Below are 16931 nucleotides of genomic sequence, written 5' to 3' on the forward strand. Positions count from 1 at the left end.
ATACAAAGATGAGGATTAATATAGTGAAGAGGTGTCAATCATCGTTAAACCATGTTAAAGGTTAGAGTTGAGGGCAAAGAAAAAGGACAGATTGAGAAACCTGTCCTTACCCTTAATCAGTTCGTTAACTAAATCCAAAATCTATGAAAAAAAATCTACAGTACAAAGATGAGGATTAATATAGTGAAGAGGTGTCAATCATCGTTAAACCATGTTAAAGGTTTAGAGTTGAGGGTAAAGAAAAAGGACAGATTGAAAAATCTGTCCTTACCCTTAAATCAGCTAACTAAATCCAATTTTATGAAAAATCCTTGATGCAAAAGTCGCAATAATATTTGAGATATTACAAATTGATGCAGTTAAGAATTGTTAAATATCAAATTAAAAGAATTCTTGCCGTAATAATTATAGTTGACTTCGTTTCTAAACAAATGCCCGTTGATAGTATCTGTTTAATTAAAACTTCAAAGTAATCAGGCTTTATGAATATTGTATTATTTTTGTAACAACCTATCCACAATCAAGAAGTAAGCTCATTAACCTCAATTTGTATTAAAGCATTTATATCTATGTACAGAAGTATTCGCTTTTTTTTGCTTTTCACCCTCTTTTGTAGTCATATAATTACTACCGCTCAGTTATCGAATTATACCACTACCAACATCACCACAAATGATGGGCTGGCTGATAACAATATACACTGTATATTGCAAGATTCATATGGTTTTATGTGGTTTGGTTCTGAAGAGGGTTTGCACCGTTACGATGGATATAGTGTTGAAGTCTATAGAAATGAGCCGAACAACAGCAATTCAATAGCTGCTAATATTGTAAGAGCTTTATATGAAGATGCTTATGGGCGTCTGTGGATTGGTACTGACGGAGGCGGTATCAGTATTTTTGATTTGCAAAAAGAGATTTTTATTGATGTGCAGGATGATGAGAATTTTAGATTGACATCAAATGAGGTGTTTTGCTTTGCTCCATCGCGCGATAATCATCTTTGGGTAGGCACAAAAAACGGACTGAATCATATTGCTATTGGTGCTGATAATGACAAGCCGATAGTGAGTGTTACTCACTATTTGCATGATCCGGAAGATGAAAAAAGTCTAATTTATCCACATGTGTATTCGGTATTGGAGGATGCCAATGGTACCCTTTGGGCCGGAACGACCGAAGGCGGATTGAGTCGCTTAGACGCTGGTTCAACTCAGTTCATAAACTATTACGCCGAAGAAAAGACAGGGGCCATCAGTAGTCCGGCTATTATGAGTATTTATGAAGACAGGCGAGGCGATTTATGGTTTGGAACCTGGGCACATGGGCTCAACTATTTTGACAGGGAAAATGATTCGTTTATAACGTTCCTCCATAATCCTAAGGATTCAACCTCTATCAGTCACAACAACGTTTATTCTTTGTGCGAAGATGAGGATGGTTATCTGTGGGTTGGTACCTACGATGGCGGTATCAATCAGTTGGTAAGAGGAGAATCTGTAAAGCAGAGCATTTTTATGCGCTTCAAGGAGCGTGAAGATGCACTAAAAAGCTTATTCAAGAATAAAGTGAAGGTGATCTATCCCGATAATCAAGGGAACGTATGGGCTGGAACGCTCGGAGGTGGTGTTATTGAAATGTCAAAGAAGCGAGACAACTTCATTCAAATAAAGAATGAGCAATACACCTATCATCCCGATGAGCTTAATCGCATTAATCAAATTGTTTTGAGTGATGCCGAGGAATTGATGCTGGCTACCAAAAGTGGCCTCTATGAAGTCAACAAATTACCCAATAACAGTTTTGAATTTGCTGAAGTTCTGGCCGATTCAACGAAATCGCCTAACCTGTTTAAGAAAAATATAACGGCTGTATATAAAAATGCCAATGGTCATTTATGGGTAGGAACCGAAGGAGAGGGCCTAATGCATATTGTATTGGAAGATGGAGTGCTGACATCATTCAAGCAATATACTTTGTACAAGCCGGCACCTCATAAAATTAATGGTAATCACATACTTAATATTTTCGAATGGAATGGGCTCCTTTGGGTAATTACCAATAATGGCATTAATATTTTTGATAATAACCATCAGCAGTTTGTGTATGAAAAGCCAGATGGGGGAGCGCTATTTGATGTAGGCGAGCAGTTTATGGCGCATTATATTGATGAGCAAAACAGGCTGTGGGTAGGCACTGAGTTTGAAGGATTATACTGTTTCTCCATTGAAGGTAACCTTAAAGGAGGCAAGCTTCTGTATCACTTCAATGAAGACTCGAAGGATATTGCTTTGGCCGATCGTCAGGTCCTGGTAATTGATGGCGCCGGCAATGGCGATATCTGGGTGGGGACAGCCAAAGGTTTGCACCGTATCAATCCTGATAAAGGAACGAATGTGGTGTATAAGGAAAAAGATGGATTACCATCATCGGCAGTAAGTCAGATATACCAGGGGGCTGATCAAACTTTGTGGCTGGGTACCTTGCAGGGACTGGCACGCTTCAGTACCGAACTGGGGGTTATTACACCATATTTTATGCCTGGTGGTTTCCTAAGTAACTATTTTACCCCTGGCAAAACAGTGATGCTGGGTGATGGTTTGGTGGCTATGCCAACTTATGATGGCATATGGGCTTTTTATCCCGATAGCGTGCATCGTAATCCATACGTGGCCAAACCGGTTATCAGAAAAATTAGTTTGTCGGGTAAGGAGATTAAGCCTAATGTAGAGGTTAACAACCGAATAATATTGAATCAGGCAATTGCTTTAACTCGCGAGATAGTGCTGAGGCACAATGAGAACGTGATTCAGATTGAGTTTGCTGCCCTTTCGTATTTTGAGCAGAATAAAAACAGCTACATGTACAAGCTGGATGGATTGGAGGAAGAGTGGAATGTAACCAATGCCGACCATCGGTCTGTAATATACTCTAATTTGTCGCCTAATACCTATACTTTCAGGTTAAAAGCCGCCAACAATGACGGTGAGTGGAATCCGGAGGAAGCAGTATTAACCATTATTATCAGACCACCATTTTATAAAACATGGTATGCGTATCTGAGCTATTTTGTATTACTTATTGCAGGTTTTGTATTTACCCAGCGTTTGATTGTTTTAAGGGTTAAAGAGCGTGAACGACTGAAGCGCGAGAAAATGGCACGGGAAAAGGAAACCCTGATGCATCAGATGAAAATTCGTTTCTTCACCAATATTTCTCATGAATTCAGAACACCCCTGACACTCATTAACGGTCCTTTGCAAGAGATGCTGGAACATGACAGCACCCTGTCTGCCGCTACGCGCAGTCAGCTGAACCTGATGAAGAACAATACCGACAGGCTCTTACGTTTGATTAATCAGCTGATGGACTTCAGGAAGGTAACGCAGGGCAATATGCATCTCAGCATCCGCCAGCGGAACATCACCAGTTTTATTAAGCGCATTGCCGAATCGTTCCAGGGCATTGCCGATCAGAAGCATATACACTTTGATTGCCATATCGATTCAAAACCATTAATGGTGTGGTTTGATTCAGAGAAGCTGGAGACCATAATATTCAATTTACTGAGTAATGCCTTTAAATACACTCCAACAGGCGGTCATATCAAAATAGAAATGTTGCAGATGAAGAATAAACAGCTGCAACTGAAGGTGAGTGATACAGGCAGTGGCGTACCTGATAAGGATAAGGAGCGGATATTTGAGCGTTTCTTCCAATCGGATCAAAATCAAAGCATTGGAGGAGCAGGTACCGGAGTTGGATTATCGTTGGTGAAAGAGCTGGTTGACATGCATAAAGGAGCCATATGGATTGAGGATAACGAACCGGTTGGTACAGTGTTCATCATTGATTTATGCGTAGATAAAACCATGTTTAATGCTGATGAAATCATTGAAGAATCGCAACAACAAGATACAACTGACTATAGAACTGAGGATGTAAAAACAGAGGTGGCTCAACCTATTGTAAACGAGACTGGTGATAAGCCTAAGGTGCTGGTGGTAGAAGATCAAAGTGACCTGCGTGCCCACTTGTGTAATGTGTTAAAAATGCACTACCGTGTGGATGAGGCAGCCAATGGGGTGGAAGGTCTTGAAAAAGCCTCATCATCCTTACCCGATATTATTATTACCGATGTGATGATGCCTGAAATGGATGGATTCACCTTCTGTGGCAAGTTGCGTAAGAATGTTATTACCAGTCATATCCCGATTATCATGCTGACGGCACTGGATAATGTTGACTCGAAGCGTGAAGGGCTGGAGACCGGTGCCGATGCTTATGTGGTGAAGCCATTTGATAAGCAGTTGCTGGTATCGCAGATTCAGAACCTGCTAACTAATCGTCAATTGTTGAAAGCACGCTTTAAGGAGCAATGGGATTTTGTGGAGGAAATTGCCACCACGTCAACAGACCAGCAGTTTGTTAACCGGGCTATCCAAACAGTGGAAGAGAATATGGCCGATGCTAATTTTAACGTATCGGAGCTGGTGAAGAAGATGAATGTGAGCCGCACACTGCTGCATATGAAGCTGCGTGAGCTGACTGGCCAAAGTACCAGTGAGTTTATTCGCACCATTCGCCTGAAGCAAGCTGCCAAGCTGCTGAAACAAGGTGAACTGAATGTGTCGGAAGTCACCTATCAGGTGGGCTTTAACGATCCTAAATACTTCTCAAAAAGCTTCAAGAGCCTGTTTGGTGTAACTCCAACCCTCTTTCAGAAAGGGGACGCATCGGGTGGCGAATTAACAAAATAAGCTAAAAGGATCGCATCTTAGAGTCTAGTCTTTAAGGTGCGATCCTTTTTGTAATACCGATTACGAATTAAAACGATTGATTAAAAACCAATCTGTGATGCTATTTCGGCATTAACCCATGATATAAGCAAAATGCTTTATCAATCATTTTGTTATTCATTTGGTATAATACCATTAAGTCAATGGACTAATTCTATTTCTCGCTATACACTTCTTTCTCATAGTAGCGGCAAAAGGCCTTTAAACCACAGCGCGTACATTTAGGTTTGCGGGCAATGCAAACATAGCGACCGTGTAGTATCAGCCAGTGGTGGGCGATGGGTAATAATTCCTCGGGGAAATACTTGACCAGCTGCTTCTCAGTATCCAATGGCGTTTTGGAGTTAGTGGTTAAGCCAATGCGGGCTGCCACCCTAAATACATGCGTATCTACGGCCATGGCAGGTTTTTCATATACCACCGAGGCTATTACATTGGCTGTTTTACGGCCAACGCCAGGCAGCTTCTGCAGTTCTTTTATATCATCGGGCACCACTCCCTTAAAATCTTCAATCAGCATTTGAGCCATGCCTACCAGGTGCTTACTTTTATTGTTGGGGTAGCTGCACGAGCGGATCAACTCAAATATTTCTTCGGGCGTGGCCAAGGCCATATCTTCTGGTTTAGGGTAGCGTTCAAAAATAGCCGGTGTTAGCAAGTTCACGCGTTTATCGGTGCACTGAGCTGACAGGATAACGGCCACCAGGAGCTCATACGGATTGGTGTAATGTAATTCTGTTTCGGCAACCGGCATGTGTTCCTGAAAGTAATCAATGACTTTATTGTAGCGTTCTTTCTTTAGCATGTTCAGATTGATTTTGAATAGCAGTAAAGTTATCTTTTTCTGTTCATCCCCCCAAGGGCGCGGAGATATCCCTTTGGGGATATTGGCCGTTCTTAAGGATATCATATTCATCTCCAGGGTCAGCAACATTATCCCCACGGTCATAAAGATGATCCCTTGGGTCAGAAGCATCCTGACCAAGGTCATATGGATGATCCCATAGGTCAGAAGCATCCTGACCGAGGTCAGCAACATTATCCCCACGGTCATATGGATGATCCCATAGGTCAGAAGCATCCTGACCAAGGTCAGCAACATTATCCCCACGGTCATAAAGATGATCCCTTAGGTCAGAAGCATTCTGACCAAGGTCAGCAAATTATCCTCTAAAGATTCATCAGTTTAAGGCCAAAATAGATGGTGCGTGGGCGAGCAGGGCCATACACATAGTTACTGTCGCGGTTTTTACCCTTGTCAAAATCATCCTGATAGGCATTAAACAGGTTCTGAACACCGCCAAACAACTCAAGGCCAACGCCTACATATCGCCAATCAAGTGCATAGCTCAGTTTGATGTTGGTCTCCATAAAGGGGTCTGATTTAACCAGTTCATCGTTAATAGGATTACCTGTTTCATCACCCTCACCAGCTCCAAAGTGGGGTACCAGCATTGAGCCGGTGTAAACGCCAGACAAAGCGGCTTTAATGCCCCACACCGGGTTGTAGGTGAGTGTGTAATAGCCATACTGCTCTGGTGTGCGCAGGTAATCTTTAGTGCCTTCAATGCTTTCCGACCATTCTACCACCTCGTCGTATTTGCTCGACTGGATGGTGTAGCCAGCTTCGAGTTGCCATAGTTTATTATAATTGGCGCGTCCTTCAAGAGTTATCCCTTTCACAGTTGAGTTGCTGCCATTGCGTTTCTCAAGTATCACATTGCCTTGGCTATCCGTCCCGTTTTCTTCCAGAATAAAGGCATCATAAAGGGTAGTGTGAAAGCCTTCAAGCGTAAATCCCCAGATGTATTTCTCGGTTGGTTTATCGTAGTTAATGGATGCCGTCCAGCTTTGTGAGCGCTCCTCTTCCAGGTCATCGGCCAGCTGTATGCGTTGGATACCACCACCTGCAAAGGCAATGTGCATATCTGAGTCGAAGGCCTGTGGTGCTCTGAAGCCCGTTGACCAGCTACCTCGCAACTGCATGCCGTTTTGTTTATACAACAGCGATACGCGCGGACTGAATATGAGTTTGTCCACCATGTTGTGCTTATCGGTTCTGACACCGGTTAGTAAGTTCCATTTTTTAGCCAACTCCCAGTCACTTTGGATATAGGCACCCACGTTACGTGTGGTTTGGTCTAGCAGATAGTCATATGCCTTTATCTCATCCACCACCATATCATAGTTGTATTCACTGCCAAAAGTGAGGTTGTTCTTGCCACCCAAAAAGTCGGGTAGCATATGATTGAGCTGTACACCTCCCATATAGGTTTCATTTTCTGTTAAGCCGTAGGGCGGGTTCTCCAGGTGTTCCTGATAACCCGGTTCATCAGCTTCCGGTTTAATGCCTGTATAGTGGTCGCGGTCGGTTTTTTGCCCGGCTACGTATATGTCCAGCGACGACAGGTTGTCGTTAAATGAGAAGCTGTAATCTAATCCACCCATCAACACATTATGCGTACGTTCCTCTGTTTGCTCAGCCAGAAAGGCAGGCAAATCTTCGCGGTCGCCACCCCGGCGATACTCATACATGCTCGAGAAGCTGGCTTCCAGCTTATGGTTAGGGGCCGGCAACAGGAAAGATGTGAAACCAAAGGAATTGTTCTTCAGCTTTGGTAGTTCGCTAAAGCCGTCGCCGTTATGATCGTATGATTCGCGGTTGCGATTGGTGGCAAAAAGGGTTAACCCGGCATTTTTACGATCCGATAGAATTCCCGCATTGGCAAATACCTGGCTGTCGTTGGCATCGCCGTTGATGACCGATTGTGTAGTGGATGCCGAAAAACTGCTCGACTCAGGTACTTTGGTTATTACATTCACAGTGCCTCCAACAGCCCCGGCGCCATAAAGTGCTGAGCCGCCGCCACGCACTACTTCAATGCGCTCTATCATGTTGGTCGGTATTTGCTCCAAACCATACAAACCAGTGAGTGGACTGAATACCGGGCGGCTGTTGATCAGAATTTGAGAATAAGCACCACCCAGACCGTTCATGCGCAGTTGCGTGTAGTTACAAGTCTGACAATCTGTTTCCATGCGCAGACCCGGCTGAAAAGCTAAGCCTTCTGATAAGGTGCCTGCCTGCAGCATCTCCAGCTTCTTCCCTTCCATCACGTTCACCACTACGGCCGATTCGGTTTTGCGCTTAAAGGTTTTGGTGCCGGTAATAACAATGTCATCCAGCGACATGACCTGCTCTTCCAGTATAAAATTGATTTCCTGCGACTGGCCTTTGGTGATGTTCACCTTTTTTTCAACCGGCTTATAGCCCATGAGGCTGGCCACTAGTATATGTTCGCCTTCAGGCAGGTTAGTCAGCATGTAATGACCGGATAGGTCCGTCATAGTGCCGTATTGTGTATCTTTTAAGTAGACGCTGACAAAAGGGAGGTGTTCGCCTTCGGCTTGTACATCTCCAAATATATTGGCGTCTGTTTTTTGAGCCTGAATAATAATATTTGAAAGCAGAATTAAGAATAGTAGGTTTAAAAACTTTTTCATTGATAAGATAATTGATAATTACGATTACCAATTATCAACGCTGTAGCCCATGAAAAGTTTAGTAGGTGACAAGAATCAGATTAACAATGATTGATTGTCAAAAAACCTTCTATGCGATTTCATCAAAGCATGAGCCAGCCTATTGTTGAATAGGCACAGCCATCATAAGAACATTAGTAAACTTACCGCCATCACAGCCATGCCGGCAAACAGTCCATAGATAGATAAATGATGCTCACCATATTCGCGTGCCGATGGCAGCAGCTCATCCAGACTAATAAATACCATGATGCCTGCTACTCCGGCAAATATTACTCCAAATGTGAGGGGAGTCATAAAAGGCATCAGTATGAGGTAGCCGATAAGCGCTCCAATGGGTTCTGACAGACCGGAGAGGAAGCTTAAACGGAATGCCTTACGGCGACTGCCGGTGGCATAGAAAACAGGTACCGACACAGCGATACCTTCAGGAATATTGTGAATGGCAATGGCCACAGCAATGGCAATACCCAGGTTGGGATCCTGCAAGGCGGCCGTGAAAGTGGCCAGACCCTCGGGAAAGTTGTGGATACCAATGGCCAGGGCCGTAAATAGTCCCATACGCATCAGTTTTTTATCCTTAATAGCTTTGGGCTGATCTCCCATTTCTTCAATGGAGTGCAGTTCGTGCGGGTTCTCTGCCGAAGGGATAAATTTATCGATTAGGGCGATAAACAAAACGCCCCCAAAAAAGGCAATAACCGTGTACCAGGTACCGGGCATCTCACCATAGGCCTCTACCATGGTGTCTTTGGCCTTCATAAATATTTCAACAAATGAAACATAAATCATTACACCAGCCGAAAAACCAAGTGACAAGGCCAAAAAGCGTGTGTTGGTGCGCTTGGCAAAAAAAGCCATGGCACTGCCAATGCCCGTGCTGAGACCGGCAAACAAGGTTAAACCAAATGCGAAAAGTATAGTGTTAAAATCTAAATTATCCATAGTAAGTGAACGCTAATCGCAGCTGTGTTTACGGCTGCCTATTAAATTTGGCGAAAGTTAATAGTTATTTATGAATTGTATGAAAATAGCTGCGAATACAATGGAATATCGCATTAAAATATTCGATAATTAAAGCAAGTCAGTATAATTTTTTATACATTGCATTTCGTAATTTTTTAACCTAAATCAATATGAAGGAATTAGTTCCATATGTAAACCTAGAAACCGTTAAGGGTACTAGCGGTAAAATAGAACAATTTATTGTGCGAACGGTATCTTACCTGCCTGATGACAGCACCATTACAAAAAGCGGCGAAGGCGAAGTAGCCGATAATGTATACTACCGGCCATTAACCATCACCTACACTGGTACATCTTCTACATTTAAAACTTTTGATGTTGATTTTACCATCAACCGCAAAGATGTTGGTTTGCTGGAGCGCGGAGTGAATGTAAAGCTTAAAAGTGCTGTTGTAGTTGCGCAATCTGCAGATGTGGCGATGTTGAGTGATGATGATGATGGACAAGGGCAAGTAGTAGAATATGATGATCTGACAATGCCATAGTTAAATTGAGAAAAAAATTATTTATGAAAGCAGTCAAATTTATATTTATAAATATATTATCAGGCTGCTTTTTTATTTTTTTAAGTGGCATAAGCAATATTAATAATACAGAGGCCATTCAGTCAGTTGAGTCACTAAAAGAAATAATTAATGATTCTAATATTTCATGTGATTCAATAAGTAATTGGATATTAGTCTGTAATGGCGAATTGGATAGAGATGAACTGGCTACTTGTTTGGTTGAATATGGGAAAAAATTGTATAATGACGCTTGTTTCTATAAGGCCGATTCTATCTTTAACATTGCATTGAACAACTTAATTGATGATGATTTACAGAAGTTAGCCTCCATTTATTTTTGGAAAGGAAAAGTAGCGTCAAAGATAGATAAAAGTGAGAGTGTTCTGGATTTTTTCAATTCTGCAGCAAATTATTATAAACGATTGGAGAATTGCAAAGGAATTGTTTTTTCGTATTTAGAGAGTGGAATTTTTTTTTCTAAACAAAAGAATTACACAGTTGCTTATATGCAATTCGATAATGCTCTTTCGTTTGCACTCGCTGAAAACAATCAATTATTTATAAATCTATGCTATCTAAATTATGGACATTGCAAATTAGAGCAATTCAAGTATAATGAAGCATTGAAATACTACAACAAGGTTGATGTAGAAAAAGCTATATCAAAGAAGAGTCTTGCTATCTTGTATAACAATTTATCGCATATCTATATAAAAAAGAATAATTATAAGATTGCAGAACACTATCTAATACAAAGTATAAAAATTAAAGAATCTTTAGGTGATGTTTATGGAGTCTTTCATTCTAAGCTTAATTTGATTAATTTTTACATCAAGTCTGGCAAGATACAGAAGGCAGAACTTATTGGTAAAGAAATCGGTGAGCTTAAAGTTAAGTTGAGCAATGATCAAAAACTAGATTCGATTTATACTTTTGCTGAATTAAGACTCAAGACTGGTCATACAAATGATGGTATCAAGCTATTAAATAGGTTTTATCAGTTAAAAGATTCTCTTTCTAATATCACTTTCTCAGACAAGCTTATAGATATGCAGAAAAGCTTTGAATTAAAAGAGAAAGATCAGGAAATTGCCTTGTTACATAAAGAAGATGCCTTAAATCAGGCTCGCCTCAAGACTAAAAACGTATTAATAGCCGTAATTGGTAGTTTTCTATTGATACTTATATTGGTTGGTTATTTAATCAATCGGCAGCGCAAGGAGTTGGCACAGTCGCGCCGCAGGCTGTTGCGTCAAAAGGAAGATATTACCGGCATGAACGAGCAGCTGCGTGTATCCAACCTGGCTAAGGATCGTATTTTATCGGTCATTGGTCACGACTTACGCGGGCCAGTAGGTGGTTTAAAAGAACTCATAGAGCTTTACATGGAGTTGCCGGAGTATGAGCCCAACGATATTAAGAACCTTTTGAAAGCAGCACGCGAATCATCTACCAGTACCTACCACCTGCTCGAAAACCTGCTGAGTTGGGCCAACTCACAGCGCGGAGACATTGTGTTTAACCCGGTAGCTACGCCATTGGCGCCACTTATTAAGCAAAGCGTACAGTTGTTAGATCGTTCGATTAACGTGCGCAATGTTCGCTTCGAATACGACATTCCTAAAGCATTGGTGATTCAGGTGGATATGAATATGCTGCGCACCATCATCCGCAATCTGGTATCCAACGCCCTTAAGTATTCGCCTGATAATGGTTTAATCAAAATTATGGTGATTGAAGACGGTAAACAGGTTAAGTTCTGCATTTGCGACGAGGGCAAGGGTATGACAGCCGATGAAACCAAGAGCATCTTTAAAAAGAAAGAGACTTACTTTATTGGCTCTGAATTAACGGCTAAGGGAACCGGGCTCGGACTGATTCTTTGCAAGGAATTTGTGGAGCGGCACGGAGGTGTCATCTGGATTAATTCCAAAGAAGGTGTTGGTACCCAGGTATGGTTTAGTATTCCACAAAAAGGTGTTTCTACCACTAAGGTGAATGAGTTGCAATCTTCAGCTGCTCAATAACACGTCTTCACATATTAAAATATTTTGTATTTTGATGCGACAAAAACAGGCTGATAGATCTTATTGGCTCAAACGGGTTTTCTTATGGCATCAAAATATGGTTACCTTCTACTGATTCTTACCTTTTGGTATATTGTTCCGGTATCGCATGCTACAGAGCAGGATTCGCTTAGCACCTTATACCTGCAAGCTAAACAGGAAGCCGAACTATTTGTGAAAAGCTTTGGAAAGAATGTAACGTTTAAGCATCAGTTGGACTCATTAGAAGCCAAAGTACAATCGGCAGATGGTACTAGAAACGGGGCCTACTATATTCAATTCGCCAAGAAGTATATTAAGCACACAGAGGTTATTGATTCAATCCTATTGATGGCCGAAAAGCACTTAAGAGCAAGTAACTGTCAAAGAGGTCTCGGTGAAGCTCTTTTTTACAAGGGAGTAAGGGCCCTTGATACGCAAAAGGTGGAAGAAGCACTTGGTATATTCAATGAAGCAGCCCATATTTTTAAATTAGCCAACAGTCCGGAAGGAGAGGTGTATTGCATCACCCGCGTGGCTAATTACCACTCCAAATCACGTAACTATCAACTAGCCGAAAAATATTATAAAGAACTTTTGAAGCGAACCGAAGAGCTGGGCGATGTGAATTTATCAGAGATGGCTTATTTAAATGTGGCCAACTTTTATAATCAGCAAGGCAAAACAGATGAAGCCATTAGCTATTACTCTTTATTGGAAAAGAGCCTGGAAAAAAGTAATAACAAAAAGCGATATAAGCCGCTCTATAATAATTTAGGCGTTATTTATATTTACAAGAAAGACTGGGCTAAGGCGAAGGAGTATCTGCATAAATCCATAGCCATTAAGCAAGAAGAGGGTGATTCGCTGGGGATTTTTTCAAGCTACCAGAACTTATTCAGAATTAGTGTGCAAACAAGACAGTTAGATGAGGCGACTCATTATTCTTCGTTGATGTTAGATTTGGCTCAAAAACTGAATGTCCCACCTAACCAGATGCTTGCGTTTAATTATAACAATACGCAGTACCTTATATTGGCAGGTGAGCCTGAAAAGGCCCTCAATCAGTTTGACGAATATGTAGCGGTTAAAGATTCGATCAATAAAGCTGCCTTTTCTGATAAGTTGTTGCAAATTGAGCAGGGTTATGAGATAGAAAAGCGTGATCAGGCAATAGCCCTGTTGCAGCAAAAAGATGAATTGCAGCAGGAAAAGCTGGGCAACCTCAAGGTGGTAATTGCCATTGTTGCTTCGTTTGTAATTATCCTTCTTTTTAATGGTTTCTATATGAAGCGGCAATGGATGAAGCTGAATGAGGCTGATAAACGCCTTAAAGAGAAGCAGCAGCAGATATTGACGATTAATAAGCGGCTGGAATCATTGAATAATTCTAAAGACCGAATATTATCAGTTATTGGGCACGATTTGAGGGGGCCGGTTGGCGGACTAAAGGAACTGGTTGAGTTATATATGGAGCTGCCTGAGTTGGAGCCGCAGGATATCACTAATTTGCTAAATACGGCACGAGAGTCATCCAGTAGTGCTTATTATTTATTGGAGAACCTCTTAACCTGGGCCAATTCACAGCGTGGTGAAATAACTTATAAACCGCTGCTAACGCCTGTATTGCCGGTAATCACAAAAACCATTGAGCTGCTCGACCAATCTATTAATAGCAAGGGCATACGTTTTGACATCAATATTGAGTCTTCTTTATCGTTGAAGATTGATATTAATATGTTTAGAACAATAATCCGTAATCTGGTCTCAAACTCAATTAAACATTCACCTACCAATAGCTTGATTGAGATAAACACGGAAGTTCTTAAAAATGGAGTGCAGTTCTCCATTATTGATCAGGGGCATGGCATGACAGCCAGCGAAGTACAGCAGTTGTTTACTAAGAAAGAAGCCTATTATATCAGTTCAGATGTGTCAGCCAAGGGCACTGGATTAGGGCTCATTTTGTGTAAGGAGTTTGTGGAGCGACATGGTGGTAGCATTTGGGTGCAATCAGAGGAGGGAATTGGTACACGAGTGCATTTTGTTATACCGGCAGGTCAGGTAACATATAATCCTAAAGTCTCAAAAGAAATATATTACTCAGACTGATAGTTATTATTGGTTTGAAGCTATGAAGAAAGGCCTTTTTCTAAAGGCCCTTAATCATTTTACCACAATAATTGCTTCTCTCCATCTAATCCGGCTCTATAATAATGATCGTCTTCTATCAGCAACAATTCACCATTCTCTCCCTTTTTTATTGAGGTGTCAGCTGCCAATATGCGCTTGTCAAACAATACCTCAATCTGTTCCATGGAAGTGTGTCCCACCACGATGTGATTCGCCTCAAAATGATTTAAAATTGAGTCGATGTGGATATTAGTCAGAGTGGTGTCTTTAAAGTAGCCACGGTACCAGATGGGACCATTTGAACGTGCAAGGATCGATAGATGCTCATTGGCGCGAATGCTGTCGCGGTGATTGTCTATTATCTGTTCTGCAAAGGTGGTATTGATAGCTTTGATACTTAAATTATGCCTGACCATCTCCATTGATAAGCCTGCATGGTTAAATACAATATCATTGATTTTAAGCACCACCGGGCAGGCTCTTAGCCATTCGCCCATCAGGGTTTGAGGGCCAAAAAGCTGGTCGTAGCTATGATGGCTTACTTGCTCTACTGCAGTATATTTCTCATTGATGTAGCGTAGGTCGGTATTTAAAACCATTACATCATGGTTGCCCAACAGGTAGTGTACCCTTCCGCCTGCTTGATGGGCTTGTTCGCTTAGCTTGATTATGTGCCACAAGGTTTCGGTTACTTTATCGCCCCGGTCAAAGGCATCGCCAATAATCACCAGGTGACCTTTAGCGAAATTCCAATTGCCTGTTGCGTCGATGATGTGGTTGGCTTTAAGCAGTCTGATGAACAGATCGTACTGGCCATGAATATCACTAAGTACAGCTATGTTTTCAACATTGGAAAATTGGGCGGGTACATCTGTTAGCAAAGTAGTCAGCTCATCGATATTGAATGTGTAATCCACATCGGAATGAATGCGTATATCATCGGATGCCAGCAGAGTGTGGGTGTAAGCAGAGTCGTTAATGACCCATTTTACCTGAGCATCCTCCTTACTCAGGAAGATATAGGGGCCGTCGCTGATGCCGGTTGTGTTTTGTAAATTTACTTCTAATGCAGGCTTGGAAGCTTTTGGCCAGAACTTGACGGTAAGCACAATGGCTGATGCAACTATGGCTACGATGATAAGCCTAATGCGTGTTGTTTTGCTCATGGATAAATAAATTTTTCAACTAAAATACAATCAATGTTTCAAATAGTTAAGCTTTAAAGGGCATAGAAAGCTGAAGGCAGAGTGTTTGAGCAACTAAAAAATGCCGAAGAAGCGCGTCACACTATTGCTTCTTCGGCACATAATCCTTGTTATGCAGGCATTAATTAACTAAACCTTTAGAAAAATATGACTCTACTGTCCACCTGTATACGGTGCATAACCCGGATTTTGCTGGTCTCTGATGTTTGGATTAGCCTCCATTTCGTTCATTGGAATGGGGTAAACCACCTGAGGCTGCGTATAATCGATATAGGCCACATCATTACTTACGTTACCTTCAGCTTCGCGTTGGAACGGAATGGCTCGGCGGAAATGATCCCAAAATGTATGTCCTTCCAACACCAGTTCTTTGCGGCGTTCTTTTAAAATATCAGCAATCAACAAATCAGTGGTTGCCGGTGCTGTGTACTCAATATTGGTGCGGGCTTCATACACGTGATTCATGTATTCAGCGGCCTTTGCCATATTTGTACCTTGCTCCGCATAGGCTTCGGCCAGCGTAAGATACACCTCGGGCAGGCGCACCATGTAGATGTTATGCACCGAGTGATTGCCGTCACCAATGTATTTGCGGATACCGGTATCGTCGCCCAGTTCATTATCACAAATCAGGTATTGACGCACGTCGCCATCTACTTCGTTTAATACTTCTCTCAGGTACACATTACCTCCGTAACCGGCGTAACCAATTTTGTCATCGGCAATTTTCCCATCATTAGGATCGCCCGGAATATCAATGGTTGGATTACGCGTCAGGTGATTGAGTGAATTAGACCCCAGATTATCGGCCAACGAATACTGAAGTTCCCAGATGCTTTCGCTGTTATAAGCACTATAGTACGAACTTGTATAGCTGTCGTAAGCTAACATAGAAGTTCCACCAAGTGCTTTTTCTCCGGTAGCAATGGCATTATCCCATTGGCCCATGTATAAGTAGGTACGGGCAAGTAGTGCATTAACAGCCTGATAAGAAATAGTTCCGTCACTGGCTGAGATGCCGTTTAGCAATTGAGCCGCTTCATTCAGATCACTTAGTATTTGTACATAGCAATCGATTGCTTCCTCACGTGCAGGCGGATCAATAGATGCAGCACTATTATCTTCCTGAGATAGTAATAAAGGTACTCCCCATTTATACATATCGTGGTAGTTATCGCCACTTGCGATGGAGAAGGTGGGTGGATAAGCAAATAAACGCATTAAATCGAAGTAGGCTAAGCCTCTAAGGGCCAAGGCTTCTCCCTTTAATCGTTTAAGCTCGTTAGCTTCACCTTCTGCATTATCGATATTAGATAGCATTTTGTTACAAAGGAAGATGGAGCTGTAAATTTTTTCCCAGGCAGCATCGGCATAAGCATCTAATGTAGATGATTCGCGATAGCCATTTTCCTCCTGGAAGCGGTTACCCGTATCTTCCACATAAAAATCAGGTCCTTTGGAACCTTCAAAGGCATACATCAATCTACCATAATAGTCTTCATGAGAGATTTCATTGTAGATACCATTCAAAGCTTGCTGAGCCCCTTCTGTATCGGTAAACATGTCAAGGTCAGGTATCGATGTAAGAGGTTCCTTGTCAAGTACATCATCGCACCCGGCGAATAGGGCCATCACTAATGTGAATATTAATATTTTATTTTTCATGTTGTTGCG

General features: G+C 41.8%; 9 protein-coding genes. 4 read left to right on the forward strand and 5 right to left on the reverse strand.

Annotation, left to right across the window (positions count from 1 at the left end; genetic code table 11):
• The first annotated feature begins 569 nt into the window (after positions 1-569).
• A complete protein-coding gene (locus tag KDU71_RS12230; RefSeq protein WP_212191363.1) occupies positions 570-4760 on the forward strand; it encodes a hybrid sensor histidine kinase/response regulator transcription factor in 4191 nt (1396 codons plus the stop codon).
• 193 nt (positions 4761-4953) lie between these two features.
• On the opposite strand, the gene nth is transcribed toward KDU71_RS12230, so the two are convergent.
• The 3 genes from nth to zupT form a co-directional block, all read right to left on the reverse strand.
• Entirely contained in the window at positions 4954-5916 is a 963-nt protein-coding gene (nth, locus tag KDU71_RS12235) for an endonuclease III (RefSeq protein WP_244828460.1), read from the reverse strand.
• A 53-nt stretch (positions 5917-5969) separates the two neighbouring features.
• The gene (locus KDU71_RS12240) at positions 5970-8303 is read right to left on the reverse strand and encodes a TonB-dependent receptor (protein ID WP_212191364.1); all 2334 of its coding nucleotides are present in this window, start codon (positions 8301-8303) and stop codon (positions 5970-5972) included.
• 162 nt (positions 8304-8465) lie between these two features.
• On the reverse strand, positions 8466-9287 hold the full coding sequence (zupT, locus tag KDU71_RS12245; RefSeq protein WP_212191365.1) for a zinc transporter ZupT: 822 nt from the start codon (positions 9285-9287) through the stop codon (positions 8466-8468).
• A gap of 191 nt (positions 9288-9478) precedes the next feature.
• On the opposite strand from zupT, the gene KDU71_RS12250 reads away from it, so the two are divergent.
• From KDU71_RS12250 to KDU71_RS12260, 3 genes are all read left to right on the forward strand, one after another.
• Positions 9479-9853, forward strand: coding sequence for a hypothetical protein (locus tag KDU71_RS12250; protein ID WP_212191366.1), 375 nt, complete (start codon positions 9479-9481; stop codon positions 9851-9853).
• 23 nt (positions 9854-9876) lie between these two features.
• Positions 9877-11901, forward strand: coding sequence for a tetratricopeptide repeat-containing sensor histidine kinase (locus tag KDU71_RS12255; protein ID WP_212191367.1), 2025 nt, complete (start codon positions 9877-9879; stop codon positions 11899-11901).
• An 84-nt stretch (positions 11902-11985) separates the two neighbouring features.
• A complete protein-coding gene (locus KDU71_RS12260) occupies positions 11986-14031 on the forward strand; it encodes a tetratricopeptide repeat-containing sensor histidine kinase (protein WP_212191368.1) in 2046 nt (681 codons plus the stop codon).
• A gap of 59 nt (positions 14032-14090) precedes the next feature.
• On the opposite strand, the gene KDU71_RS12265 is transcribed toward KDU71_RS12260, so the two are convergent.
• Complete coding sequence (locus KDU71_RS12265) at positions 14091-15218, reverse strand: metallophosphoesterase family protein (protein WP_212191369.1); 1128 nt, start codon at positions 15216-15218, stop codon at positions 14091-14093.
• Positions 15219-15410: 192 nt separating this feature from the next.
• Positions 15411-16922 carry a RagB/SusD family nutrient uptake outer membrane protein gene (locus KDU71_RS12270; RefSeq protein ID WP_212191370.1) on the reverse strand — a complete coding sequence of 504 codons (1512 nt, stop codon included), beginning with the start codon at positions 16920-16922 and terminating at the stop codon, positions 15411-15413.
• Positions 16923-16931: the final 9 nt, after the last annotated feature.

It is taken from the genome of Carboxylicivirga sediminis (genome assembly GCF_018156225.1).
Lineage (GTDB): Bacteria > Bacteroidota > Bacteroidia > Bacteroidales > Marinilabiliaceae > Carboxylicivirga > Carboxylicivirga sediminis.

Excerpts from the sequence above, each read along its gene's own strand:
- KDU71_RS12260 (WP_212191368.1), top strand. The coding sequence starts at position 11,986 with ATGGCATCAAAATATGGTTACCTTCTACTGATTCTTACCTTTTGGTAT.
- KDU71_RS12240 (WP_212191364.1), bottom strand. The coding sequence starts at position 8,303 with ATGAAAAAGTTTTTAAACCTACTATTCTTAATTCTGCTTTCAAATATT.
- KDU71_RS12265 (WP_212191369.1), bottom strand. The coding sequence starts at position 15,218 with ATGAGCAAAACAACACGCATTAGGCTTATCATCGTAGCCATAGTTGCA.
- nth (WP_244828460.1), bottom strand. The coding sequence starts at position 5,916 with ATGACCGTGGGGATAATGTTGCTGACCTTGGTCAGGATGCTTCTGACC.
- KDU71_RS12230 (WP_212191363.1), top strand. The coding sequence starts at position 570 with ATGTACAGAAGTATTCGCTTTTTTTTGCTTTTCACCCTCTTTTGTAGT.
- KDU71_RS12250 (WP_212191366.1), top strand. The coding sequence starts at position 9,479 with ATGAAGGAATTAGTTCCATATGTAAACCTAGAAACCGTTAAGGGTACT.
- zupT (WP_212191365.1), bottom strand. The coding sequence starts at position 9,287 with ATGGATAATTTAGATTTTAACACTATACTTTTCGCATTTGGTTTAACC.
- KDU71_RS12255 (WP_212191367.1), top strand. The coding sequence starts at position 9,877 with ATGAAAGCAGTCAAATTTATATTTATAAATATATTATCAGGCTGCTTT.
- KDU71_RS12270 (WP_212191370.1), bottom strand. The coding sequence starts at position 16,922 with ATGAAAAATAAAATATTAATATTCACATTAGTGATGGCCCTATTCGCC.